This window comes from Arminella tubonensis, assembly GCF_003240585.1.
GTDB classification, from domain to species: domain Bacteria; phylum Pseudomonadota; class Alphaproteobacteria; order Rhizobiales; family Rhizobiaceae; genus Rhizobium; species Rhizobium tubonense.
Genome location: NZ_PCDP01000019.1, coordinates 45,056 through 68,534, shown reverse-complemented (window position 1 = coordinate 68,534; position 23,479 = coordinate 45,056). Strand labels below are relative to the sequence as shown.

The window sequence follows — 23,479 nt, the reverse complement described above, 5'->3', positions numbered from 1 at the left end:
CCCTTGAGGTTGATTATCGGGCGAAGTAGCCCGCGGCCGCAAACCAGCCCCTGCCAGCCGGGCAAATCGCTACCGCAAAGAAGACATTTGCCTCGAAACTTCTGACAAGCTGGAACGGATTTCGCTTTCGCTGCCGTCATCGACATGATCGTCGTTGAAGAACCAACGGTGCTCCTCGCGAAGCAGTCTGGTTTCAAGATCGTCGCGAAGCGATGCCAGCCAGAGAAAACGACGTAGCTTGCTCATCTCGTTTACCCCATGCTGCGAGCAATACACTACGCTCCAAGGTTTCGGTTGAGCGCATTGTCGGGGAGGACAGAGGCTTTGTAGAGCTATTTTCTTCGGATGAGTGACTCAAAAGGAGAAAATCCGTTCGGAAATGACCGCGACAGTAATCTATAATTTCGATAGACAATGTTGGTCACCATGTGCAGAGTGGAAAATCTGTGGAGGCAACCAGGCTGCATTGATCGGATCGAACGGATTGCAGGTCCAACGAAACCCAACCTGGTAAAAGTGCGGGTTAGCGCAAAAGGGAACTGACCGATGACATTTATCTCAACACCTTCTGCGAACACGCTGAACCCGACCGATCGCAGCCATCTCGTAAAGATCGGGATTGTTGGTCGAGGATTTACGGGAATGATGGCGGCGATCGCGCTGCTAAAGGGGTTCGATCGGCCATTCCACCTGTTGATGTTTGATCCGAGCCCCAAGATTGACGGTGGCGAGGCGGCGGGCCAGTCGCAGGCAAGTCTGCTGAACAGCCGTGTCAGGGACCTTTCGATCGACCCGGACGTGGTGGACGATTTTCAAAAGTGGCTGGAAGCGGATGACAGGTGGCGTGATCGTCCTGCATCGGACGATGTCGGTATCGAGCATTCGTTTGTACCGGGAGAAGTCTTCAGCGCCTACGTGTACCGCCGATTTTCCGAAGCGCTGAGAGAGCGGACAGATGTCGTGGTTCAAGTGTGTCTCGAGAATGTGATTTCCATTGATCAGCATCCAGACAACGGATTCACTTTGTCCTCTGCGGACCAGCGGAACACGAACGTGGATGCTGTGTTCCTGGCGACCGGCTATGGCGTGCGCTGCACCGAGAGCGTGGCACCCGCGCCGGCATTGGCTCGCAACGTGTTGGTGATGGGCGGCGGAATTCGTGCAGTTGATCGGGCACTGAGGCTACTGGACGAAGAAGCTGCTCATGTCACCCTGATCTCCGCTTCGGGCTTCCTGCCGCAATCGCATACGCGCGCGGCCGTTGGGCCGGTGGCTTCCAATCTGCCTTTCCCTGGTACGCTGCGAGGCGCGTTCCGTTTCCTTCGCGAGGCTGCCAAAATCGCGGACGCGGAGGGCTCCGGCTGGCAGGGCATCATGAATGGGTTCCGTTCGCGGGCTCGCGATCTTTGGCAGGTGTTGACGCCGGCCGAACGCAGCCGTTTCAAGCGCCACGTGAGGGCGATATACGACAGCCATCGCAATCGCCTGCCGCCGGATCACTACAGGCGGCTGAATGAGGCAATCGCGCAGGGTAAAATTTCGGTGAGGAAGGGAAAGGTAGAGCGCATAGCGACAAATGGCGTCCTCCTTTCCGGCCCATCAGGCTTGGAGGTTATGTCCGCCGACCGACTGATAGATTGCCGTTTTCGGCCGGCCGATATCAATTCACCCTTATTCCACTCGCTGTTCGACAAGGGCTTCATAAGGCGCGATGAGGTTGATCTGGGTATTCTCGTTGACCGCAGTGGTAGGGCGATCGGCACACACGAGCAGTTTCAGGGACTATTTGCCATGGGCCCGCTTGGTATCGGTAGCCTTCCGGACATCGATCTGGTGCCGGAAATTGTCGTGCAGAGCCATTCTGCTGCTTCAGCCTTGAAGATTTGGACTGATGAATGCAAGCGCGCGCTCAGCGCGCATAGCGCATAGAGATGACGCGCTATATCAAGGTTCCATCCGCCGCACCGCCGCCAACGTCAGCGCGGTATTCCCATGCGGTGGAGGCCCAGGGTTTCTTGCATGTCACCGGACAGTTGCCGATCGACCCCGACGCACCGGATGCGGCATTGGCCGCCACGATTGAAGAACAGACGGAGCTTGTCTTTCGTAATCTCAAGCTGATCGTCGAGGCGGCCGGTTACGAGTTGCGTAATGCCGTCCTTGTGCGGATCTATCTCAGCGATTTCGAGCGCGACTATATCGGGCTCAATTCCGTCTACCATCGATACTTCGACGATAACGAGGCGCTGCCGGCGCGCACAACGGTCGGCGTTGCAAGGCTCGGCCGCGCAGCCCTTGTCGAAATAGAAATGACGCTTGCCCGATCTTCTGTCTAGAATCGACGACGCCCGGTGCGCGGCATCAAATAACGTATTCGGGCTCAATGATAGTCTGTTCCATGCTGATGCCTGGAAGATCGGAGTTCGGCTTGCCGACGAGCCGAGCGGGCACGCCAGCGACGGAAGTGTGGGCCGCAACAGGCGATACGACGACGCTGCCTGCGCCAACCTTGGCGCCTATCCCGATCTCGATGTTGCCAAGGATCTTTGCTCCGGCGCCGATCAGCGCACCGCGACGAATCTTTGGGTGACGATCTCCGGTTTCCTTGCCCGTGCCGCCCAGCGTCACGTCCTGCAGGATGGAGACCTCGTCTTCGACAACCGCGGTTTCACCTATGACGAGACCGCTACCATGATCGAGCATGATCCCTTTACCCATCCGGGCCGCTGGATGAATGTCGACGCCCAGAACTTCCGAAATCCGGCTTTGAATGTGACGGGCCATGTGGACCTTGTCATGGTTCCAGAGCCAGTGCCCGACCCTATGGCCCTGCAAAGCCAAAAAGCCCTTGAAATACAGGAATGGCGTCAGGATTTCCGCGTTGCTTGGATCGCGCTCGCGGACGGCTTGAAGATCAACCGTCGCCCACGTAACAATCGTGCGGTCCCTATCAAAGACGGCCCCGATAATTGAGGTCAGTTCCGCCTGATTTATGTCAGGGCTCGCGAGCTTTTGGGCAATGCGATGTGCCAGCGCATTCGCAAAGTTCTGATGATCGAGGATAGCCAAATTCATCGAGCGGGCGAGCACCCGGTCATTGTCGATAGCGGCGCGAGCCTCGGCGCAAAGCCTGTCCCACAGCAAACCGACACTGGATTTACCGGTGTCTTCCGAGCTCTCCTCCCTTGTCGGATATTCCAGTCGCATCGGCCGATGTCCATAGGTTCGCGGCTCTTCGCCCGTACGCAGCCTTGTTTGTGACGGGACAGGCGAAAGCCGGCTTCGGTAGTCTCCCGAGCGATACCATCTCTTTGATGTGGATTTGTGGAGCACAAATATTCCAACTTCGCACGGCGGAGAGCAATATTTTCACATCGGGCAAACCGATATGGTCATCTCCGGTTCGCGCTCAGTCGCGACTGAGGCGGCTGGATGCACTGAGTGAGCAATCCCTGTCCTTGCGACGCCCACTATAGCAGACGAAATTCCGCTTTATTGCAGACATTGCACGGTATCTTCGAAACTGATCCATTCTATCAGAGGAAAAGAACGTAGAAGATTTTTCCCTGTTGTCTCGCTCGGATAGTTCTTTTATCTCCCAATTCAGCAAGTGGCGAAACGCTCGCAATTGGACCGGAGAGAGACAATGAACCCTGCAATGAACATGATGCCTATGATGAACAACATGATGAACCCAATGATGTCGGGAATGAACCCGATGATGGGCGGAATGCCTATGATGAATGGCATGATGATGCCCATGATGGGCGGAATGCCAATGCAGATGGGCGGCATGCCGATGATGATGATGCCGATGATGATGGGCATGATGAACTGCACGATGACCGCCGACGGCATGACCTGCGAAATGAAGCCGATGGAAGGCATGGACAAGGACATGTTCATGGAATGCTGCAAGCGCATGATGTCCATGATGTCCGGCGGGATGCCTATGATGATGTCTTCCGGCGGCATGACAATGTGCTGCACGATGGCCGCTTAAGCCGTCAGCCCTGCAAACAGAAGGTGCAAGAGCTCCCGGCAACGGGAGCTTTTTTATACCCTGATGTCCTCGAGATAGGTCGTCACTAGATAGAGGACGGCCTCGGTGCCTGTCATGTTGCGATAAACATGAGGCACGGCCGCGTCGAACATGATTGCGTCCCCTTCGCCGAGGATATGCGGCGGCTGCTTGCCGGCGATGACTTCGACAGTCCCCTGGGCTACGACAAGATTTTCCACGGCACCGTGCTGATGTGCATCCGCACTTTCGGTGTGGTGCGGGGAAATCCTGATTTCGTAGAATTCCACCTTCCGATCACTTTCGAATGGGAAAAGGGCGCGCGTCCGAAACCGCCCTTCGGAAGAGGATAGAACTTTCGATTTAGAACGCGGGACGTCGATGATCAACGTTTCTGCGCGTTCGGCGATCAGGCCAGCGCAGGGTATGCCGAGAGCCATGGCAATCTTCGAGAGGATGCTCAAGGTCGGGCTGCTCTTGCCCGTTTCGATTTGCCCGAGCATGGCGCGGCTGACACCTGCGATTTTCGCCAATCTATCCAGCGAATAGCCGCGGCGGGTTCGGATACGCCGCAAATTCTGGCCCGTGTGAACGGTGATGCCGTCGGCGGAGTCTTTTTCTTCGCCGCCGAAATCAAGCGCTTGATCAGCTGCCATATCCCGCAACGCCCACTGCCAGAACCGGCACAAATCCCCAAAACGGCATCCACATCAACATCGGGTGCATCGAGAACGACACTGGCGCGGCTGCTTTGTGCTCGACATTCGCGGACTTGCTGCGCGATTGCCGGTAAGCTTGAAAGTCGACGATATCGGCCGTCTGGGCGGGCATGAACAACTCCTCGTAACACTTGGCAAGAGATTATATTTTCCAGCCCCGAAACGGCAGAGCGCGTTATCCAATCGTCGTGTCGAATGGGAAATCTTATACCAATAATCGCAAACTCGGCGGCAAAGGTGGCTGCGGCCCGCTTTTTTATCGCTTCACGCCACCTCGAGCGCCTGTGCTACATCCGCGATGATGTCGTCGGAATGCTCGATACCGATCGACAGACGGACATAGCCGGGCGTTACTCCCGCCGCCAGCTGGTCCTCGGCCGAAAGCTGGGAATGCGTGGTCGTTGATGGATGGATCGCCAGGGAGCGTGCGTCTCCGATATTCGCCACGTGATACAGCAATTGGAGGGAATCGATGAAGCGACGCCCGGCCTCGCGGCCGTGCTTCAATTCGAAACCGACCAGCGCCCCGAAGGAACCGTTACGCAGGTATTTCCCCGCCCGTTCAGCGGCGATGCCCGTCTGGAACTTGGGAAATATGACCTTTGATACCTTCGGATGCCTGTGGAGGAAATCTGCGACCTTGACGGCATTCTCGTTGTGCTGGCGCAGACGCAGCGGAAGCGTCTCGAGTCCCTGGATGAACAAAAATGCATTCTGCGGGCTGATAGGGGCACCGATGTCACGCAGAAGCACGGCCCGGATGCGCAGGATATACGGATGGAAATCGATGAGGGCGGCCTTCTCGATCCAGCTCTTGTTCTGATAGCTCGGATCCGGCTCATGAAGCGTTGGTAGGCGAGCTGGCAAATCTGCCCAAGGAAAATTGCCGCCGTCAACGATTGCACCGCCGATCGCCGTGCCATGGCCGCCAATATACTTGGTCGTCGAATAGACGACGACGGCGGCTCCATGTTCCAGTGGCCGGATGATCAGCGGTGCTGCCGTGTTGTCGACGATCAACGGAACACCGAAACGGCGGCCGATTGCAGCGACTTCTGCGATCGGGAAGACCTCGAGCTTCGGGTTCGGCAGCGATTCTGCGTAGTAGGCGCGAGTTCGATCATCGGTCGCCCTGGCGAAGGCTTCGGGATCGGTGGCATCGACGAACCGCACTTCTATGCCAAAATTCTTAAGCGTTGAGGCAAAGAGCGCCCAGGTGCCGCCGTAAAGGCCGACCGAACTGACGATGTTGTCGCCCGCGCGTGCAAGGTTGAGTACGGCAAAGGCGGACGCCGCCTGACCGGAGCCGAGTGCAAGAGCGGCCGCTCCGCCTTCAAGTTCGGCCAAACGCTGCTCGAAGGCGTCCTGTGTCGGGTTCGAAACCCTGGTATAGAGATGGCCAGCAGCTTCGAGGGCGAACAGCTTGTCTGCTCCCTCCGTACCCGGCAGTTGGAACGACGTCGTCTGGTAGATCGGGACTGCAATCGCGCCGGTTGCGGGATCGAAGCGAAAGCTGCCGCCATGCAGCGCAATCGTTTCGGGGTGCAGCCTGAGGCTACGGGGCCCGGATGTGCCGGCAGGCTGCAGCGCAACTGCCTCAGGAGCGGGGGGATTGTAGATGGTCATTCTATTCGCCTCTCTTGAATGTGAGCATTGTTCTTCGGGGCGTCGCGGGACAGCTGGTCAGGAGAGTGCTTTTTCCTTTTCCTCCAGCAGATCTGCGTGGTGGGCCTTGGCGACGTCTGGATGCGAGCGCAGACGCGACTTCAGGACGTTGCGGCCGACCTCGCGAAAGAGCGGATTGAGCGGATCCTGAGTAACGCCGGGAACCTCCGCCGCAAGGGCCGGCGGCAGATCGAGAACCGGGATGCTGGCTGAAAGATTGGCGCCGAGGAAAAACGGAATGGAAAGCCGATCGCCTCCGGCGGGCGGCGTCACAACCCGGTGGATATTGGCCTTGAGATAGCCGTTCGAAGCCAGCTCCAGCAGTTCGCCTATGTTGACGACAAAGGTGCCCCGCAGCGGCGGCGCATCGATCCAGCCACCCTGGCCGTCGTCCACCTGCAGTCCGCCGACGACGTCTTGCAGCAGGATCGTTACGAAACCACCGTCTTTATGCGCGCCGACACCTTGGTCGCTCTCCGTCTGGTCGCGACCGGGATAGCGGACGATCTTGAGCAACTGGTTCGGCCCTTTGCTGTAGATGGGCGCAAAGACGTCCGGTTTCTGGCCCAGCGCTGCCGAGAATGCCTGCAGCACCTTCAGGCCGACCGCGGTCACGTCATCGATCCATTTGAGTACGGCGGGACGCAATTCGGGCAGGGCAGTGGGAAACTGGTTTGGCCCGATCAGCCGCTTCCAAGGGGGATCGCCTGATGTGAGTTGGAGCTTTTCGCGTTCGGCACCAAAATCGACCTGTTCGCGCCAATCCTGCGTCCCGCGGGTATATTCGAAGCCGGCCCGGTTGTAGCCGCGAAAATGCGGCGATTTGCGCATTTCGATTTCCAGCTTTTCTTCAGCGGGCAACGAGAAGAAGCGACGCGCCAGCCTTGTCAGATGATCGATCTCTTCCTGGGCGATGCCATGGCCGGTGAGGTAGAAGAAACCGGTGCTGCGCGACACCTGACGCAGTGCGTCAAGCGCCTCGTTGCGCTTCGGATGGCCCGGAGTAAAACGACGAAGGTCGAAAATTGGTAGCGTGCTGGCTGTTTCAGACATGGGAGAAGCTCCTAGAATAGGCTTGTTCTTAGGACGTCCAGGGATCAAGCTGTCCGCTGCCGCGACGCGAGGAAAAGCCCAGCACTCGATACTGCTACACCTACCCAGAGTAACTCGGATGAGTACCGCTTGATTCCGAGGAAATGATTGGATTTGCAAAGCGCCTGGGCCAGGCTGCATAGATCGTTGGTGCCAAGGATGCATGAGGCGGCCTGGCGATAGGTGACGTAGTCGCCGGCGATGACTTCGCTGAAGACAAGCCACCACCACGCAAGGCCGAGCGCGATGGCCAGCCCGCCCGCGGCGGAAATAATGATCGGCAAACGTCGGTCAGACGCCATCGGAGACCCCCAGCTTTTCTAAAAGAGTACGGCGCAAGCGAACTAGATCGGTATCGTCGCGCCGGCGCGGATGCGGCTGCGCGACGGCGACGTCGGCAATGATGCGGGCAGGGCGATCGCTGAACAAAATGACGCGGTCGGCAAGGAGGATCGCCTCTTCCACATCGTGGGTTACGAGCAGTGCGGTAAAGCCTTCCCGCTTCCACAGTGCCAGAAGTTCGTTCTGCATCTTCAGCCGTGTCAGCGAGTCGAGCTTGCCGAAGGGCTCATCGAGCAACAGCAACTTCGGGTCATTGACGAGTGCGCGCGCGATTGAGGCTCGCTGGGCCATGCCGCCGGAGAGCTGGTGCGGATAGGCATCGGCGAAGGCATCGAGCTTGACCAGTTTCAAGACTTCGTCGATGCGATGTCCCTCCTGCTTCAGCAGGCCACGTGCATCAAGGCCGGAGGCAACGTTTTTCCGAACCGTCAGCCAAGGGAACAGCGTCGCCTCCTGGAAAACCAGGATGCGCGAAGGGTCTGGATTTTCGATCGGGGAACCGTCTTCGAGAAGCCTGCCCTTCGTCGGTGTTTCAAGACCGGCGGCAAGCCGAAGCAAGGTCGATTTCCCGCAGCCGGAGGGGCCCAGCAAGGCGACGAATTCGCCGGGCTGGATATGGATCGTGACATTGTCGAGCACGGACAGCCGACCGTTGCCGAGATCGAACTCGTGGGAGACATTCTCGATATCGAGCCGCAGGCTGCCGGACCGGGATGCGATTTTTTGGGCGAGGGCTGCGACCATCAGAGGATTCCCTTCTGCCAGCCCAGAAGCTGCTCGCGGACAACAAACAGCAGTTTGACCAGACCCGCACAGATGAGGGCCATGACGACGAGGGCTGCGTAAACATTGGCGTAGGCGGAATAGGCGGTGTTGAACTGCAGGTACCAGCCGAGGCCATATTTCGAGCCGAGCATTTCGGCAACGACCAGCACAGCAAAGGAATAGTAGAGGCCCATGAACAGGCCGACGAACACGTTAGGCAGCGAGGCCGGGATTGCGACCTTGAAGATGAGGTAGCGGTTGTCGGCGCCCAGGGTGCGGGCGACGTCGTAAAGAACCTTGTTCACCTGGCCGACGCCGGCAGCCGTCAGGATGGCGACCGGAATGCCGGAGGCCAGCGCCACGAGGAAAATGCTGGCGTGGAGCGTCGAGGGGAAGATAAAAAAGGCGCAGGGTATCCAGGCGCTGGCCGGCACCGGACCGATGAGTTTCAAAAGAGGCATGCCCCAATAGGCAAAGCGCTTGGACCATCCAAGCGCCACGCCGCCTGCAAAGCCGACAATGACGCCCGACGTGAAACCGAGAATCCAGAGCCGCCCGGTATAGGCGATGCAGATCAGGATGCGGGTCCAGTCGGTCAGATAAACATGCAGCAATCCCTGCGGCGGCGAAAAGAATGGCTTTGGCAGCCACCCGAATTTTGCCGTCACCAGTTCCCAGCCGGCAAGCCACAGGCCGATGGCGATGAACCATGGTCCGTAGTAGACGACCGTCCCGCGCGACCCGCCGGTTCTGGGGACGACGACGGCAAGTGTCAAAAATATCGCGCCGCCGATCGCGACCAGCAGGGCAAATAGGGCTGTGTCACCCCATACGATAACATCCGGCAGAAAGTACGTGATCCCAGCTGCCGCGAACCAGCTCGCGGCCGCATAGAGACCATCCTTCCAGATGTTGCTGGAGAAAGCGGGAGAGGCCTTTCCCAAAACCTTCCCCTGATCGGATATCCTCCCCTGAACTGCATCGCTCATCGAAGCCAACTCACGCGAAGATATCGAGGGTTACGCGATGGGCGATTTCTTCCGGATCGGTACCCGGATCAATTACACCTGTCAGCTTGAGATTTTCGTAGGCGATCTGCACCTCGCTGGTCAGATCCTTGCCGAACCAGTGCTTGTGATAGACGAGCCCTGAGAGGACTTCGGTCAGGTCTTCGACCGATATGCCTGGCTTCAGATTGTCGAAATACCACTTCGCTACTTCGTCGGGGTGTTCGCCGGTATATTGATGAATATCCAGATTGGCGGCGGCGACGCGGCGGATGATGTCCTTGTTGGAATTGTAATATTCGCCGTTCACGCCGAGGACGCAGCAGACGCGGTCTTCGAAGATGCCGGTCTGGGTGTCATAGATCTTCAGGAGGTCGTATTTCTTCTCATAGGAAAAGGCCCATGGGTCCATATGGGCGACGGCGTCCGCCTCGCCACGCTCCACGCCTTCTGCCACCAGGTCGAACGGGAAGACCTTCCAAGTGACATCCTGCTCCGGATTGATGCCAGCCTTGGCAAGCGCAACCGAGAAGGCGACCCGAGAAGGCGAGCCGACATCGAAGGTCCCGATGGTCTTGCCCTTCAGGTCCGCAAGCGACTTGATGCCGGAATCTTTCTTGACAAGAAGCCGCTGGCATCCGCCGTGTGAACCTACGAAGAGCTTGACGTCAAAGCCCTGCTCGATCGGCTTCAGCCAATCGTAGAGGAGCCCGGGACCAGCCTCTGCCTTGTGAGTGGCGAGCGACTGGATCAGCGTCTGGCCGCTGGCGCCTTGATAGAACAGCTCCACGTCAAGGCCGTGTTTCGTATAAAAGCCCCTGTCAACACCAAAGCCGATCGGGGAGTGACACGCTGCTACCTCCGTCCATTCGAGCTTGACCTTGTCGAGATTGCCGGCGATCGCGTAGCTTGTCGTTCGAGCGCCGATCGCGCCAACTGTAGCCGCGGCTCCCGCAATGCCTGCGGCCTTGAGGAAATTGCGGCGAGAGAAAATGCGGTTCGTGGGAATTTGGTCTGTCATGGAGGTCCCCTTCCAAAAATTCATCCATGCCAGTGTAGTTTAAAATAGATATTTTCCATAGATTAGATAGACTATTTGAGGGAGGCTGTTGGGAATTTTATTTCCTCCAGGCCTGCAAAGCGAAAGGGCCATGCCTCCAAACCTCGTCGGTGGTTACTTTGCTCCATGCGACAGCGATATACTGGTGCGTTTCAACGCCCGTTAAATCGAGGATGGCTTTAACAGAGGATCTGCTGGGTCGACACTTCCCAGCCGCTATCTGAATAGCACTAAAACTCGCTCGACCGAAGTGGCGAGCGAGTGCAGGCGAGCTCGCCCCGATGTGACCTCGAACCTCCGGCTCTCTCTTCTCAACCGGGGTGTTTTGTGAGTGGATGATGCGGCGACGGTGCCATGAGCGCGACTGCACACAGCCCAAGAATCGCCGCAAAAAACGTAATCCAGAAGCCATCAATGTAGGCGAGAACGTTCGCCTCTCTTTGGACGGCGTTTGCCAGTGTGCCCATGCTCCTCTTCGCGGCATCCAAGCCCAGCGTGCCATCAGTGACATGCAATCCGATCAGGTATGAATGCAACTGTTCACGCTGCCGTATGCATGTCGACATCACCGTCGCGGCAATCTCAGGGCCAATTAGCCGCAGAACCTGGACGTAGGCCGTGAGGGTTGTTGCACGGGCCGGGTTCGCGTTGCTGAACAGCGTTGTGACGGCTGCAAGGAAGGTCACTTCTTCGGCGATCGTCTGCAGGATAACGATCGATTGGAATTCAGGTAGCGACCAAAGGCTGGTCAACGACGTTCCAAGCCAAGAGGATAACGCGAAACAGCTGAAGCCGGTGATCAGGGTGACGCGCGGTCCAACCGTCCGTACGAGCAGCACTGCGCCAACCGTTGCGCAAACCAGAAGCAGGATCGCATGGGGAGCGGAAAAGCTGCCAATTTGCTCCGGACGCAGGTGCGCAACCGCAATGAGGAAGTTCGGGGTCAGGAGCGAACTCGAAAGACTGGCGGCCATAAACGAGAAAATTGCCAGGAAACCTAAGGCGACGTTTCTCGTGAATATGGAGATATGCGCCCAGGGTTCCCTCACGAAATGCTCATTTAACAGGAACACGACGAGCAGGAACGCCGAAGCGGTCGCCATCGACACTATGAAGCCGGATTGCAACCAATCGAGCCTGTTGCCCTGGTCCAAGGCGACGAACAGCATCGTCAGCGCGACGCCCAAGATCGCCATCCCGCCCCAGTCGGCGCGTTCGAGGAGGCCTTTATCGGTCGTTACCGACTTGGCGCCAAACAAGACGAGCACGCCGATGACAGGTGCAATGAGGGCGTCCTGCCAATACAGCCATTGCCATCCTATCGTCTGGGAATAGCTTCCGGCAGTGTAGAGGCCGAGGTTTTGCGCGAAAGGGATTCTAACCACGTAGAATGCAAGCGCTATGATCCAGTATTTGCGGTCGAGATTCCGAAAAGCCGTCATAAGCGTGGCTCCGACGAAAATACCGAGCAGCGCCGCCCTAACGGCATGCAGGGAGAGCAGAACCCCGAAGTCATGGAAAAACGGGATGACGATGGATATGACCGAATAGACGATTGTCGGCCCGATCAGCACTCTCTTGACGCCGAAGACGGCAACCATCCAGGCAACGCATGGAGCGACGAGAACCTGGGGTGCGGTGGCGAACGTGGCAAGCCACGAACCTTCGTCGAAGCTCAAGCCGAAAGCTCCGCGCAGATCAGGCAACCCGACACTGGCCGTGCGCAGATCGAGTGCGGTCAGGATCGCCGCCATTAGCACTGCGATGGCAACCAATGCCGGCCGTGAACGATCGATTTGAAACGACTGATTGTTAGACATGATGTTTTCCTTAACCGTCACTTCCGGGTGACGATACGTGTCACGACCGACATGCCGGGACGAAGGCGTTCGAAATTCGGCTGGGCCGGGTCGAGTTCGACACGGACGCTGAGCCGTTGCGCGACCTTTGTGAAGTTGCCGGACGCGTTATCGGAGGGAAGGAGCGCGAATGTCGATCCACTTGCTGGCGCGATCCTCGAGACAGTCCCTCGGAGAGTTTGTCCCGGAAAAGTATCGACCGAGACTTCGACAGCTTGGCCCTCTCTAACGTTGGCGAGCTGGTTCTCCTTATAATTCGCCAGTACGAAAACGTGAGGCAGCGGAACGATCGAGATCATGCTCGTTCCTGCGTTGACGTAGGTGCCAAGTTGGACATTTCGTCTTGCGACGACCCCGTCAAACGGCGCCCGGACGTTGGTATAGCTGAGCTCGAGCTCCGTGGCGGCCAGGTCTGCAACAGCCGTATCGACGTTCGCACTCAACGCGTCTCGCTGTTTTGCAAGGACGTCGAGCTGTGCTCGCTGGGCAGCGACGGTTGCTTCATTCATTTTAGAGTTGGCCAGCGCTCGCTCGTGAGCTGCCGTTGCCTTTTCAAGATTTTGAATTGAGCTTGCACCGCTGTCGCTCGCCAGTCTGATCTGCCGTTCCAGCTCTTTATTTGTCTGAATCTCGTCGGCATTAGAGGCTTGCTCCTGCGCCACTGCCACCTCGATCTGCGCAAGTTGAAATGCGCGCTGGCTTGCATTGTTTTCCAATTGGGCCCGAACTGCTTCGAGTTTCGCTTTCGAGGAGCGCATCGCCACTTCATAGGGAGCGCGATCGATCGAAAACAGCAGGTCTCCCGCTTTGACCTTGGTATAATCGTCGACGGAAACAGCCTCGACCGTACCATTGACGCGGGCACTTATGGTCGAGACGTCGGCATAGACGGCAGCATCGTCGGTTGATTGGACAGACCGACCTGCGATCCACCAATCCCAGTTCGACGCCGCGCCAACGACAGCCAGAATTGCAATCAGGATCGCAGACGCGGGAATGAGCAAAGGTTTGGCGTGAGCAGGGTTCACGACGCTTTCACGGTTCGCTAGTGCCAACGGCGTCACATTCGCCAGATCGGAGGGCCGCTCAGTCGACGGTTTTCTATTTTTCAACCAGGCCATTTTCTTCATCCGTTCAGAGGACCAGGGGTCCATGCTTTGGAAATCGTTTCGGGGTCGTTCCACTCATTGATGAGCGTCCTTCCTCATCGTGGGACAGCTTCCCGTGTCGGTCGCCGCCGCATGGATCCTTTCAGGACCCGTTCTTGGACAGCCGTCTTTCAAGCGGGACAAATGCGTCGCCTCAAACCACCGGCACAAGGAAGTATGCTCTATATAAACGATCCGTATCGTTTCGTCAATGGATGCCCAAAAAAGAGGGCTGGTATGGAGCCGGATAATTGGACAATAGAGAACTGAAGTTTTTGACTTGTGCGCGAGCGGGCACGGAAGGAGAGTCCCGTTTATCTTGAAGCAAGCGGAACAACGAGACCCTATCGCTCAATCCTGCGAAACAGGGACGTAGGATGACGCGTGGCAGTTGGGCTAGGATTTATACCGGGCTGATGTACTACGTGATAAAGCTGCGCCGTCAGCTGGCGCCGGCTCGTCACAGACCTTCATCGGCCATAGAAAGACGCTGCAGCTTGTTCGATCAGGAGGCGCGATCGCTGGGTGTCCCCGCGATCTGAGCCATGATTGACACGAGCGGGCTCTCGTCATGAAGTTCATCTGTCAGAAGGCGAAACCAGCTATAACCAACCCAAAGTGAAAGCTTGCCGTTGATTTCCTCAACGCCGATCTCGTCACGGCTTGCAGCAGTTGAGAGCATTTGTCTGACGTCAGCGGTGCGTTCCGGAAGAAACCTCTCGCGCAAAGCTGCCAGGGCTTCTTTCGTGCCCTGTGCTTCAGCGATGAGGCCTCGCAAGGCGGCTCCTGCAGAATTCGACCGCCAAAATCGCCATAGGCTTGTTGTATATCCCACAAGATCCTCGACCAAGGATCCTGTATCGGGAATCGCCACGAAGGTCGTTCTTTCAGCAGTGTAAATCGCGATGAACAAGTCTGCTTTCGTCGGGTACCAGCGATAGATTGTTGTCTTTCCCGCCCCGGCTCGGCGCGCGACTTCATCGACTGAAAAGCCGGCATAGCCTCTTTCGTTTATCAGTTCCCTGGCCGCCGCAAGGACCGCGGCCTCGGCTTCCGGGTTGCGGCGAGATCCAATGGACGTTCGCTTTTTGGCTGGGAGGGGCTTCGGCTTTGTTGTCATTTAACAGGCGTAGCTCAGTGCCTATCGCGGATCAACAGGGAAACCGCAGGGTCGGATTACCGGGTGCCGACTGGACGGAAATGACTGTGACAATCCTAAAATGAACATTGTGCGCAAACACGTGGTCAACAATCGGACGTATCTATCGCAAGACTTCACACGTTGTTTCTTGACGTAAATTCACCTGCATCAGGCTCTGCCGTAGAAGTCTCGAACTCTGCAGTCTCGGTGACACCATCGGGGAGAGATGTCGTGATACGCCTGCTTTCGGTCAATGTCGGCCTGCCGCGCGACGCAATGTGGCAAGGCAAGGCCGTCAACACCGCCATTTGGAAAACGCCGGTTGATGGCCCGCGCCTGGGCGGCGATTGAACATAGACGGTGACGGACAAGCCGACTTGGCTGGCCACGGCGGTGAATGTCGTGCCGTATTTGTCTATCAGATTGCTTCCTATCGATATTGGCAGAACCAATTGAACGGAAACGACTTCGTTTACGGGCATTTCGGAGAGAATTCCCGTCGATGGGTCGTTGGACACAGATGTCTGCATCGGAGACCGCTACCGGATCGGCGGCGCTCTGTTCGAGGTGACGCAGCCGCGCGTCACCTGCTACCGGCTGGGGATACCCATGAACGAGCCGGAAATGGCCGCCCTGCTGGTCACACGGTCGGCCTGGATTCTATCTCCGCGTGCTCGAGGAAGGGGAAGTGGAGGCGCGATGAGGTCACTCAGATCGCATCCGGGCCCGAGGGTATGACCGTCTCTGCGATCAACGCACTGTTCTACATGCCCGGTCATCCTCGCGATCAATTGAAACGCGCTGCGCATCCCAGCACTGAGCCGGCAAGGCATCATACAAGTTTGGATTTTTTTCACTGTGTCACATGAAGGCGTGGCCTCGCCCGGCAACTTGATGTACGACTTCCGTAGCGCCTCGATGCATCCGTGCCGCGCGAAGGAGACACCGAATTGGCTGTACAGCAAAAGCCGCAATGGGAGACGAAATCTCAAACGCTGGTGGGCCGCCTTAGCGCGAGCTTGCGCGAGGCAATCGCAGCCGGCCAGTTTCCGCCTGGAAGCAAAATCCCAAGCGAGTTGCGCTTGGCGGAAATCCATGGCGTCAGCCGCACGGTTGTGCGGGAGGCGATCTCGGCTCTCAGGGCAGATCGCCTGGTGGAGGCTCGCCAAGGGGCGGGGGTCTTCGTTCTCAGTCCACCGGCATCGCCGTCGATACCGTCTTTCGGGAAACTCGATCCTGCGCAGGTATCTTCAGTGATCGAGCTTCTGGAGCTAAGAACCGCCGTAGAGGTCGAGGCAGCCGGCCTTGCGGCCCTGCGCAGGTCTCCCGCCCAGGAGGAAGCGATCTTCGAAAAACATCATGCGGTTCGGGAATGTCTTGACGCGGGGACGCCGACGAGTGGGGCCGACTTCGCCCTGCATCTTTCCATAGCCGAGGCGACGAACAATGTTCGTTTCAGAGAATTCCTCTCCGCACTGGGGCCGAGCCTCATCCCGCGCGCAGCCATGGGCGGTGGTGAGCTGGACGCAGATCAGTCAGCCTACATCATGCTTATCGATGACGAGCATCGGCAGATTGTTCAGGCGATATCCACCGGCGACGAAGAGGGAGCCCGCGCGGCAATGCGGAGGCACTTGAAGGGAAGCCAGGAACGCTACCGCGCGCTGCTGCGAGAGCAGCGAAAACATGTATGATGACATTGACAGAAGGCGGCAGTAGATATACGACAACCTTGATGGAGGAGAGTGGGGAGGCTTAATGACGCCGCTAGGAATTGAAGCCAATCTGGTGCGCACTCTTTCTGGAGATCCACCGCGCACCGCTCTTCCAGAAGGCGCGATCGATGCTCAGACACACATGTATCTGCATGGATTTCCGTCGCTGCCCCCCGGACCGGACCTTCCGTCTGGCAGCCTGCCCACGCCCGATCAATATCGCCTTATGATGAAGTGGCTGGGCATCGGGCGCGTAGTCATCACTCAGGGCAATTCCCACCAAGGCGACAATGGAAATCTTCTCGCCTGCCTGGCCGAAATGGGTGACCTCGCCCGTGGCGTAGGGGTAATCAGCGGGAAGACTTCTGAGGTGGAACTCGACCGGCTTTCCAAGGCCGGTGTGGTGGGCGCACGCATCATGGATCTTCCCGGCGGTGCGGTCGGCCTCGACCAGCTTGAAGTCGTCGACGCCCAGGCAAGTGAGCGGGGCTGGATGCTGGCCGTGCAGTTTGATGGTGGCGATATCCTCACCCATGAACTGCGGCTTTCGCGGCTGAAATCGCGCTGGGTGCTCGATCACCACGGCAAGTTCTTTTCAGGAAATGATCCCGAGAGCCCTCAGATCGGCGCTTTGAAACGTCTTATTGACAAAGGGAAATGCTGGTTCAAGTTCGCGGGCTGCTATGAATCGTCGAAGAGTGGCGCGCCATTCTATGAAGACGTTGCAGCGGTAGCGCGATCCATATCGGCCCATGCGCCTGAACGGATCGTCTGGGGAACCAACTGGCCCCACAACCTTGCCAAGGAACAGTCGCAATACCCCGACGACGCCGCATTGACGGACACCGTGCTGGGCTGGTTTCCGGATGCAAGCGCGCGAAAGCGGGCGCTGGTTGACAATCCGGAGGGGCTCTATGGGTTTTCGAAGGTGCGGGCGCCTGGCTGACATCTTACCGGAACGAGGAGGTTTCGGTCCGACAGAACTATTTTGTAATTTGGGAGAGAGAGACAATGGAACATCACAACAAGATCATCGTGGCTGCATTTTCCGCGTTTATGGCACTGGGTTCGCTTACCGCGGCTGAGGCTCGGCAGTTCCGCTCGGCAGACGTCCAGCCACCGGACTATCCAACCGTCAAGGCCGTGCAATATATGAGCGACGAGCTCAGCAAGGCGACCGAAGGCAAATATACGATCAAGGTCTTTCCAAATTCGCAGCTCGGCAGCGAAAAAGACACCATCGAGCAAGTCAAACTGGGTGCGCTCGATTTTATTCGGGTCAATGCCGGGACGTTGAACACCATCTGCCCGGCGATGATGGTTCCGGTGCTGCCCTTTATGTTTCATGACAAAGCGCAGATGCGCGAAGTGCTCGATGGGCCGATCGGCGACAAGATCCTGGCTGATTGCGACGCGCATGGCCTTGTTGGACTTGCCTTCTACGATTCCGGCTCCCGTTCTTTCTACACCACAAAACCGGTGCGGAAGATGGAAGACCTGAAGGGCATGAAAATCCGCGTCCAGCAGTCGGACGTCTGGGTGGCCATGATGAAGGCGCTCGGCGCAAATGCCACCCCAATGCCGACCGGTGAGGTTTACACCGGTCTCAAGACCGGGCTGATCGACGGCGCGGAGAACAACTGGCCGAGCTACTATAATTTTCATCACTATGAGCTGGCCAAATTCTACACCCTGACCGAGCACTCTATGTCGCCCGACGTGCTTCTGATGTCGAAGACCGTCTATGACGGTTTCACGCCTGAGGAGCAGGTGCTGGTGCGCAAACTGGCCAAGCAGTCGGTCACCTATATGCGTCAGCTTTGGGATGCGATGGAAACCACGTCGCAGGAAAAAGTGAAGCAGGCAGGTGTGGAAGCCATCACGATCGACAAGGCGCCTTTCGAAACAGCGATGAAGCCGATCTACGACCAGTTCGTCAGCGATCCGGCGCTGAAAGACATGATCACCCAGATCAAGGCGATGAAATAGCCGTTTCGGCTGGTGCCGCTCGGGTGCCTCGTACTGCGTTCGATCACCAGTTCCGGCGGCTGAGACGGTCGCCGGGAATGCGCGAGTTTCGCTTAACCCTTCCATCGAAAGAGACAGGTCATGGCCACGCCATTTGACGCGCCGCCGGCAAATCTCGACAATGCCAGGACCACGACCAACACCAGGGGGAAGCTTGGGGCCTACTTCGCGTTTCATGCTTGGCTCTCGCGGATATGCCTCAAAACTGCAGTCGCTGGAACACTCCTGATCGTTGCCGCCGTGCTCTATCAGATCTTCGGGCGCTATGTGCTGAACGATTCACCGGCGTGGACGGAGATATTCGCTCTCGTCGTCATTCTTTACGTCACGTGTCTCGCGGCTGCTGTCGGTGTGCGGGATGGTCGTCATATCGGCATGGATTCATTGCTGAATCTAGCGCCAGAGCCGTTTCGCTTGGCAGCCGAAATCATCGTTTATCTCGGGATGGTGGTCTTCGGGCTGTCGATGGCGTGGAGTGGCGCCGAACTGGCTGTCGAGATGGCGCCGTATATCAACGCGGGCCTGCCAATTTCGCAGGCCTGGAGCTATGTGCCGCTGGCGGTGGGTGGGGTCTTGATCGCGCTCTTCGCGATCGAACGGATCGTCGCTGCCATTTTGAAAATCAAGGTAATACCCTCATGGCATTGATTATACTCTGCGGCACATTCGTGGTCGGGCTGGCGCTCGGCATGCCGGTGGTTTTCGCCATTGGTCTTTCGTCGATCGCGACGGTTCTCTACGAGGGATTGCCCCTGGCCGTTGTCTTCCAGCGCATGGCCTCGGGCATGGGTACCTTCTCCTTCCTGACCATCCCGTTTTTCATCTTTACGGGCGAATTGATGATGTATGGCGGCATTGCCGACCGTCTTATCCGTTGTTCGAAGGCGATGGTCGGTCATGTCCGCGGGGGTCTCGGCATGACCAATGTCGTGGCCTGCACGATGTTCGGTGGTGTCTCAGGGTCGCCGGTGGCGGATGTCTCTGCGATGGGTTCAGCGCTCATCCCCCTGATGAAAAGGGAAGGGATCGATGCGGATTACGCGGTCAACGTCACGACCTATTCCTCGCTTGTCGGCGCCCTGATGCCGACAAGCCACAACATGATCATCTATTCCTTGGCCGCTGGCGGCCTTGTATCAATGAATGCCCTGATCATGGCCGGGGCAATTCCCGCATTGATACTCACCGTCGCCAATCTTTTGACCGCCTATTTCGTCGCTCGGTCGCGGGGCTACAGCAAAGGCGTGTTTCCGGGATGGAACGAAGTGTGGCGAAGCCTTGCTGCTGCGGTTCCCGGTCTCTTCATCATCGTCATCATCGTGGGCGGCATCCTGTCGGGCGTCTTCACGGCAGCGGAAGCCGGTGCGGTTGCCGTGCTGTATGCGCTATTTCTGACTGTTCTGGTCTATCGAAGCCTGACATTTGAAAGTTTTCTAAAAGCCGTGGCGAAGGCGACGAAAACCACCGGCGTCGTGCTGTTGCTGATCGGGATATCGACGATGTTCGGCTATCTGATGAGCATATATGGTGTTGCCGACATGGCAGGCGAAGCGCTCAGCCACGTCAGCACCCAGCCCTGGGTGATCTTCATACTTGTAAACCTGGCGCTCTTTATATTCGGCATTTTTCTCGACATGGCGGCACACATCCTGGTTTGCACGCCCATTTTCCTGCCCATCGTTACCCACTACGGCATGGATCCCGTGCAGTTCGGGATCATCGTCCTGCTCAATTCCACCATCGGGTTGAACACCCCACCGGTCGGCGCTGCCTTCTATCTCGGCTGTGCCATCGGCGAAGTGCCCGTGAGCAAGGTCGTGCGGTCGATATGGCCGTTCATGCTGGCACTTTGGGTGACGCTCATGATCGTGACGCTGGTGCCGGAAACCTCCATGTTCATCCAGGATATCTTTCGGTAGGAAGCCGAGTGGAGATGATTTTATCCTGCGCAAAAACCGTCCTCCGGCGATGACAGTGGGATATTTCCGTCACGATCCTGAACGCGGAGACACATGCAAATCCGCAAAACTCATCGCCAGCGCATCTTCGGAGGAGATCGGCTCAGACACGGGTTGGTTTTGCTGGACGCCGGAGCTTAGGAGCGAGACCTGGCCCATCAGATCCGATGAGCCCTCTGCGCTGACGAGCAGGCCGAGGCCATGGCCAAATCCTGCCAAAGCTCGGACCATCCGATCGGCGCCCTGCCCATCCAGGTGTTCGGCAAAGCGACGGTCGATCTTCACCTTGTCGATCTTGAACTCGTTCATGTGGTAAAGGCTTGAATAGCCGGTCCCGAAGTGGTCAAGCGTGATGGTCACTCCAGCCTGTCGCAGCGGCGCAAGCGCCACCTTCGCAGCATCAAGTTCGCGAACGAGCATGCTTTCGGCGATTTCTACCTCAAGTCGGGCAGGATCGAACCCTGTCTCATGCAATACTCTAAGCGTCGTCGCACCGAAAGACGGATCGCTCAGCTGCCCGGGATAGATATCGATCGACAGCTTGGTATGCGTCGGCCAGGATCTGGCGGCCAGGCAAGCCTTGCGCAGGACAGTTTCGCCGATCGCATGGATCAGGCCACTTTCCTCGGCAATTGCGACTAGCCGCTCAACCGGAACTTCCGCGGCGCCAGGCAGCAGCCAGGAGGGTATCGCTTCGAAGGCCGCAACGCTTCCACCCAACAGATCGAACGATGGTCGAAAGCGTGGATAGATCAGATCTGACGCTATCGCGGCCCTGAGATGCAGCTCCATCTCCGCGCGCTCCCGCAAGACCACATCCATCTGCTCCTCGAAAAACCGAGTTGCAGAGCGGTGTTCGGTCTTGGCGCGATAAAGTGCGACATCGGCTTTTCGAATCCCCTCCTGAGCGGTTTGAGCATCGCTCGGAAGGAGTGCTATTCCAATTCCTGTCCCGATATGGTGTTGGCTTTGTGCAATGGTCACCGGTTCAGATAAAGCCTGGACAATCCGGTGAGCGATGTTGCTTGCTGCCTCTGGTCCAGACACGTGCAGCGCCAGGACCGCAAACTCGTCGCCACCCAGTCTGGCGATGAGATCGCCCGGCCTCATGGCCGCGGAGAGCCGTTGCGCCACTATGACAAGAAGCTCGTCGCCTGTGCCGTGGCCAAAGCTATCATTGATTTTTTTGAACCCGTTCAGATCGAGCATCAACAGAGCATGCGCTGCCCCGGCAGCCGGCGGCGACGCGATCGCAACTCTCAGTGCGTCGTCAAACTGCCTGCGATTGGCAAGACCGGTCAATGGATCCTGGAACGCCAATTGTCGGGCATAACGTTCAGCTTCGACGCGGCGGTTCATCTCCCGCTTCTGCTCGATATAGCGACGCACCGAAAACCCGAGCAGGCCAACCGCGAGGCAGCCGCCGAGCAACAAAACCTCATCAAGTTCAATTGTCTCTTGTCGAAACGTGACGGAGGCTTCGTTCGCGAATATGTCGACTTCGTATGCCACGAATATCAATACCAGTAGGGACGCGACGATGATGCCCAGATCGTTGATGCTGACACGGTGGCGCATGTAGAGCTCTCGCAGGTGGTAGGACATGTTACATTCACTACCTAGTGTAAAGTTCAAAGATCGTTAGCTGGCGGAGCACTTTTTTATGTCCGGCAGATCGAGCATCCGACATTCCTCATATATTGAGATGGCGAACCAAGCTGTTTTTGCCCAACGGTTCAGGGCCGTCGATGTCGTCCACGCGCGACGCGATAAACTGTCGCGCCGCTGACGTCGCTGCGCGCTCATGGATCCCGCACGACATCGGATGCGCCGGCTGTCGATCCTTCCATCGCGGTTGACAGCGACTTTATTCTCCGGCTGCGGCCGGAAATAGAACGTCTTTTCTTATAATTGATAATATCTACTGATTTTATAGACTATAGCAATTACAGATGGTTTCGATGAAATGACCTACCTCCTTAGTCTTCTCGACAAGAGCCCCACCGAGCCTGGAAAAGATGCCAGCGACGCCCTGCAGTCGACGGTGCGGCTAGCCATGAAGGCCGAGCAGCTCGGCTATCACAGGTTTTGGGTGGCCGAGCACCACAACACGGCCACTCTCGCAAGCTCGGCGCCCGAGACGCTGATCGCCTATCTGCTCGCCAAGACATCACGCATCCGTATCGGCTCCGGTGGGGTCATGTTGCAGCACTATAGCGCGTACAAGGTGGCTGAGACCTTCAATCTTCTGGCATCGCTTGCACCCGGCCGCGTGGATCTCGGGGTCGGCAAGGCGCCAGGCGGCTTCCCGCTGTCGACGAATGCGCTGCAGGCTGCGGTCGATCCGGCACGCAAGCCGAGCTTTGCCGACCAACTGTCTGACATCAATAGCTATCTCGCGGCCGATTTCGGTTCGGAGGGCATCGTCGCTACGCCGCTTCCCTCGGTCGCCGCCGAACGCTTCCTGCTGGGTGCTTCCGTCGAGAGCGCGAAGCTTGCCGCGGAAAAGGGTTGGGAGCTGGTTTTTGCTGGCCATTTGAACGGGGATCCGGAAAACCTGAAGAAGACCTTCGAGGCCTACGAGGTGGCGAGCGGCGGCAAGAGCCCGATCCTGGCACTGGCGGCCTTTGCCGCCGAGAGCGAGGAGCAGGCGCGCCAACGCGTGGGCGATCTCCGCATCTTCAAGGTTTTTCTATCCAACGGCCAGAGCGTCAATGTCGGCACCGAGGAGCAGGCGGCCGAATTCGCTCGCCAATCCGGCATCAGCGATTATCGCGTCGAGGAGAAGATCCCGAGCGTGTTGCACGGCACGGCGCCGCAGATCCGTAAGGAACTCGACCAATTGCATCAGCGCTACGGCGTCAAGGAATTCATTCTCGATACGCCGGCGTTGACTGCTGCCGAACGCTTCTCCTCCATCGAATTGCTCGCCAAGGAACGGCATTTGCTGGCCGCATGA

The 23,479-nt window shown here is 57.7% G+C and carries 23 protein-coding genes and 2 pseudogenes; 10 read left to right on the top strand and 15 right to left on the bottom strand.

The features are described 5' to 3' along the window. Positions 1 to 69: 69 nt before the first annotated feature. Complete coding sequence (locus tag CPY51_RS32735) at positions 70 to 246, bottom strand: hypothetical protein (protein ID WP_195909441.1); 177 nt, start codon at positions 244 to 246, stop codon at positions 70 to 72. 300 nt (positions 247 to 546) lie between these two features. On the opposite strand from CPY51_RS32735, the gene CPY51_RS06675 reads away from it, so the two are divergent. Both CPY51_RS06675 and CPY51_RS06670 read left to right on the top strand, forming a co-directional pair. Continuing rightward, positions 547 to 1,929 carry an FAD/NAD(P)-binding protein gene (locus CPY51_RS06675; RefSeq protein ID WP_111159507.1) on the top strand — a complete coding sequence of 461 codons (1,383 nt, stop codon included), beginning with the start codon at positions 547 to 549 and terminating at the stop codon, positions 1,927 to 1,929. A 2-nt stretch (positions 1,930 to 1,931) separates the two neighbouring features. Next, complete coding sequence (locus CPY51_RS06670) at positions 1,932 to 2,336, top strand: RidA family protein (RefSeq protein ID WP_111159506.1); 405 nt, start codon at positions 1,932 to 1,934, stop codon at positions 2,334 to 2,336. A gap of 25 nt (positions 2,337 to 2,361) precedes the next feature. On the opposite strand, the gene cysE is transcribed toward CPY51_RS06670, so the two are convergent. Then, the gene (gene cysE, locus CPY51_RS06665; protein WP_111159505.1) at positions 2,362 to 3,207 is read right to left on the bottom strand and encodes a serine O-acetyltransferase; all 846 of its coding nucleotides are present in this window, start codon (positions 3,205 to 3,207) and stop codon (positions 2,362 to 2,364) included. A gap of 439 nt (positions 3,208 to 3,646) precedes the next feature. Here cysE and CPY51_RS32465 point away from each other — a divergent pair, with 439 nt between their 5' ends. Further along, positions 3,647 to 4,003, top strand: a complete 357-nt coding sequence (locus CPY51_RS32465; RefSeq protein WP_154677718.1) for a hypothetical protein — start codon at positions 3,647 to 3,649, stop codon at positions 4,001 to 4,003. A gap of 53 nt (positions 4,004 to 4,056) precedes the next feature. Here the strand turns inward: CPY51_RS32465 and CPY51_RS06655 are convergent, their stop codons facing one another. The 12 genes and pseudogenes from CPY51_RS06655 to CPY51_RS33215 form a co-directional block, all read right to left on the bottom strand. Continuing rightward, positions 4,057 to 4,677, bottom strand: a complete 621-nt coding sequence (locus CPY51_RS06655; RefSeq protein WP_111159503.1) for a helix-turn-helix domain-containing protein — start codon at positions 4,675 to 4,677, stop codon at positions 4,057 to 4,059. Next, on the bottom strand, positions 4,667 to 4,852 hold the full coding sequence (locus CPY51_RS06650; RefSeq protein WP_111159599.1) for a hypothetical protein: 186 nt from the start codon (positions 4,850 to 4,852) through the stop codon (positions 4,667 to 4,669). The genes CPY51_RS06655 and CPY51_RS06650 overlap by 11 nt, the downstream gene beginning before the upstream one ends. Positions 4,853 to 5,004: 152 nt before the next feature. Beyond that, a complete protein-coding gene (locus CPY51_RS06645; protein WP_111159502.1) occupies positions 5,005 to 6,366 on the bottom strand; it encodes an O-acetylhomoserine aminocarboxypropyltransferase/cysteine synthase family protein in 1,362 nt (453 codons plus the stop codon). Positions 6,367 to 6,423: 57 nt separating this feature from the next. Continuing rightward, complete coding sequence (locus tag CPY51_RS06640) at positions 6,424 to 7,458, bottom strand: isopenicillin N synthase family dioxygenase (protein WP_111159501.1); 1,035 nt, start codon at positions 7,456 to 7,458, stop codon at positions 6,424 to 6,426. Between the two features lie 44 nt (positions 7,459 to 7,502). Beyond that, a complete protein-coding gene (locus CPY51_RS06635; RefSeq protein ID WP_111159500.1) occupies positions 7,503 to 7,799 on the bottom strand; it encodes a hypothetical protein in 297 nt (98 codons plus the stop codon). Further along, entirely contained in the window at positions 7,789 to 8,583 is a 795-nt protein-coding gene (locus CPY51_RS06630) for an ABC transporter ATP-binding protein (RefSeq protein ID WP_111159499.1), read from the bottom strand. Before CPY51_RS06630 ends, CPY51_RS06635 begins: the two co-directional genes overlap by 11 nt. Continuing rightward, positions 8,583 to 9,593 carry an ABC transporter permease gene (locus tag CPY51_RS06625; protein WP_111159498.1) on the bottom strand — a complete coding sequence of 337 codons (1,011 nt, stop codon included), beginning with the start codon at positions 9,591 to 9,593 and terminating at the stop codon, positions 8,583 to 8,585. Before CPY51_RS06625 ends, CPY51_RS06630 begins: the two co-directional genes overlap by 1 nt. 10 nt (positions 9,594 to 9,603) lie before the next feature. Beyond that, the gene (locus tag CPY51_RS06620; protein WP_111159598.1) at positions 9,604 to 10,632 is read right to left on the bottom strand and encodes an ABC transporter substrate-binding protein; all 1,029 of its coding nucleotides are present in this window, start codon (positions 10,630 to 10,632) and stop codon (positions 9,604 to 9,606) included. A 350-nt stretch (positions 10,633 to 10,982) separates the two neighbouring features. Next, a complete protein-coding gene (locus CPY51_RS06615) occupies positions 10,983 to 12,491 on the bottom strand; it encodes an MFS transporter (protein WP_111159497.1) in 1,509 nt (502 codons plus the stop codon). Positions 12,492 to 12,508: 17 nt separating this feature from the next. Further along, positions 12,509 to 13,651 carry an HlyD family secretion protein gene (locus tag CPY51_RS06610; RefSeq protein WP_244598496.1) on the bottom strand — a complete coding sequence of 381 codons (1,143 nt, stop codon included), beginning with the start codon at positions 13,649 to 13,651 and terminating at the stop codon, positions 12,509 to 12,511. Between the two features lie 532 nt (positions 13,652 to 14,183). After that, positions 14,184 to 14,591: a TetR-like C-terminal domain-containing protein gene (locus CPY51_RS06605; RefSeq protein WP_244598507.1), complete on the bottom strand. Its 408-nt coding sequence runs from the start codon at positions 14,589 to 14,591 to the stop codon at positions 14,184 to 14,186. A 45-nt stretch (positions 14,592 to 14,636) separates the two neighbouring features. After that, positions 14,637 to 14,798, bottom strand: a pseudogene (locus tag CPY51_RS33215) (TetR family transcriptional regulator); the annotation flags it as partial. 252 nt (positions 14,799 to 15,050) lie between these two features. Here CPY51_RS33215 and CPY51_RS06600 point away from each other — a divergent pair. From CPY51_RS06600 to CPY51_RS06575, 6 genes and pseudogenes are all read left to right on the top strand, one after another. Beyond that, positions 15,051 to 15,641 (top strand): annotated as a pseudogene (locus CPY51_RS06600) (MOSC domain-containing protein); the annotation flags it as partial. A 128-nt stretch (positions 15,642 to 15,769) separates the two neighbouring features. Further along, on the top strand, positions 15,770 to 16,513 hold the full coding sequence (locus CPY51_RS06595) for a FadR/GntR family transcriptional regulator (RefSeq protein WP_111159494.1): 744 nt from the start codon (positions 15,770 to 15,772) through the stop codon (positions 16,511 to 16,513). 64 nt (positions 16,514 to 16,577) lie between these two features. Then, on the top strand, positions 16,578 to 17,480 hold the full coding sequence (locus CPY51_RS06590; protein ID WP_111159493.1) for an amidohydrolase family protein: 903 nt from the start codon (positions 16,578 to 16,580) through the stop codon (positions 17,478 to 17,480). 65 nt (positions 17,481 to 17,545) lie between these two features. Next, the gene (locus CPY51_RS06585; protein WP_111159492.1) at positions 17,546 to 18,523 is read left to right on the top strand and encodes a TRAP transporter substrate-binding protein; all 978 of its coding nucleotides are present in this window, start codon (positions 17,546 to 17,548) and stop codon (positions 18,521 to 18,523) included. A gap of 120 nt (positions 18,524 to 18,643) precedes the next feature. Next, positions 18,644 to 19,210: a TRAP transporter small permease gene (locus CPY51_RS06580; RefSeq protein ID WP_111159491.1), complete on the top strand. Its 567-nt coding sequence runs from the start codon at positions 18,644 to 18,646 to the stop codon at positions 19,208 to 19,210. Beyond that, positions 19,201 to 20,481, top strand: coding sequence for a TRAP transporter large permease (locus CPY51_RS06575; RefSeq protein WP_111159490.1), 1,281 nt, complete (start codon positions 19,201 to 19,203; stop codon positions 20,479 to 20,481). Before CPY51_RS06580 ends, CPY51_RS06575 begins: the two co-directional genes overlap by 10 nt. Positions 20,482 to 20,550: 69 nt before the next feature. Here the strand turns inward: CPY51_RS06575 and CPY51_RS06570 are convergent, their stop codons facing one another. Next, the gene (locus CPY51_RS06570) at positions 20,551 to 22,125 is read right to left on the bottom strand and encodes a putative bifunctional diguanylate cyclase/phosphodiesterase (protein WP_111159489.1); all 1,575 of its coding nucleotides are present in this window, start codon (positions 22,123 to 22,125) and stop codon (positions 20,551 to 20,553) included. A 361-nt stretch (positions 22,126 to 22,486) separates the two neighbouring features. On the opposite strand from CPY51_RS06570, the gene CPY51_RS06565 reads away from it, so the two are divergent. Then, complete coding sequence (locus CPY51_RS06565) at positions 22,487 to 23,479, top strand: LLM class flavin-dependent oxidoreductase (RefSeq protein ID WP_111159488.1); 993 nt, start codon at positions 22,487 to 22,489, stop codon at positions 23,477 to 23,479.

What these genes read in the sequence shown, in the direction of transcription:
- CPY51_RS06655 (WP_111159503.1), bottom strand. Translation starts at nt 4,677, where the DNA reads ATGGCAGCTGATCAAGCGCTTGATTTCGGCGGCGAAGAAAAAGACTCC.
- CPY51_RS32465 (WP_154677718.1), top strand. Translation starts at nt 3,647, where the DNA reads ATGAACCCTGCAATGAACATGATGCCTATGATGAACAACATGATGAAC.
- CPY51_RS06670 (WP_111159506.1), top strand. Translation starts at nt 1,932, where the DNA reads ATGACGCGCTATATCAAGGTTCCATCCGCCGCACCGCCGCCAACGTCA.
- CPY51_RS06650 (WP_111159599.1), bottom strand. Translation starts at nt 4,852, where the DNA reads ATGCCCGCCCAGACGGCCGATATCGTCGACTTTCAAGCTTACCGGCAA.
- CPY51_RS06590 (WP_111159493.1), top strand. Translation starts at nt 16,578, where the DNA reads ATGACGCCGCTAGGAATTGAAGCCAATCTGGTGCGCACTCTTTCTGGA.
- CPY51_RS06635 (WP_111159500.1), bottom strand. Translation starts at nt 7,799, where the DNA reads ATGGCGTCTGACCGACGTTTGCCGATCATTATTTCCGCCGCGGGCGGG.
- CPY51_RS06620 (WP_111159598.1), bottom strand. Translation starts at nt 10,632, where the DNA reads ATGACAGACCAAATTCCCACGAACCGCATTTTCTCTCGCCGCAATTTC.
- CPY51_RS06640 (WP_111159501.1), bottom strand. Translation starts at nt 7,458, where the DNA reads ATGTCTGAAACAGCCAGCACGCTACCAATTTTCGACCTTCGTCGTTTT.
- CPY51_RS06645 (WP_111159502.1), bottom strand. Translation starts at nt 6,366, where the DNA reads ATGACCATCTACAATCCCCCCGCTCCTGAGGCAGTTGCGCTGCAGCCT.
- CPY51_RS06570 (WP_111159489.1), bottom strand. Translation starts at nt 22,125, where the DNA reads ATGTCCTACCACCTGCGAGAGCTCTACATGCGCCACCGTGTCAGCATC.
- CPY51_RS06625 (WP_111159498.1), bottom strand. Translation starts at nt 9,593, where the DNA reads ATGAGCGATGCAGTTCAGGGGAGGATATCCGATCAGGGGAAGGTTTTG.
- CPY51_RS06630 (WP_111159499.1), bottom strand. Translation starts at nt 8,583, where the DNA reads ATGGTCGCAGCCCTCGCCCAAAAAATCGCATCCCGGTCCGGCAGCCTG.
- CPY51_RS06565 (WP_111159488.1), top strand. Translation starts at nt 22,487, where the DNA reads ATGACCTACCTCCTTAGTCTTCTCGACAAGAGCCCCACCGAGCCTGGA.
- CPY51_RS06610 (WP_244598496.1), bottom strand. Translation starts at nt 13,651, where the DNA reads ATGGCCTGGTTGAAAAATAGAAAACCGTCGACTGAGCGGCCCTCCGAT.
- CPY51_RS06615 (WP_111159497.1), bottom strand. Translation starts at nt 12,491, where the DNA reads ATGTCTAACAATCAGTCGTTTCAAATCGATCGTTCACGGCCGGCATTG.
- cysE (WP_111159505.1), bottom strand. Translation starts at nt 3,207, where the DNA reads ATGCGACTGGAATATCCGACAAGGGAGGAGAGCTCGGAAGACACCGGT.
- CPY51_RS32735 (WP_195909441.1), bottom strand. Translation starts at nt 246, where the DNA reads ATGAGCAAGCTACGTCGTTTTCTCTGGCTGGCATCGCTTCGCGACGAT.
- CPY51_RS06575 (WP_111159490.1), top strand. Translation starts at nt 19,201, where the DNA reads ATGGCATTGATTATACTCTGCGGCACATTCGTGGTCGGGCTGGCGCTC.
- CPY51_RS06585 (WP_111159492.1), top strand. Translation starts at nt 17,546, where the DNA reads ATGGAACATCACAACAAGATCATCGTGGCTGCATTTTCCGCGTTTATG.
- CPY51_RS06580 (WP_111159491.1), top strand. Translation starts at nt 18,644, where the DNA reads ATGGCCACGCCATTTGACGCGCCGCCGGCAAATCTCGACAATGCCAGG.
- CPY51_RS06675 (WP_111159507.1), top strand. Translation starts at nt 547, where the DNA reads ATGACATTTATCTCAACACCTTCTGCGAACACGCTGAACCCGACCGAT.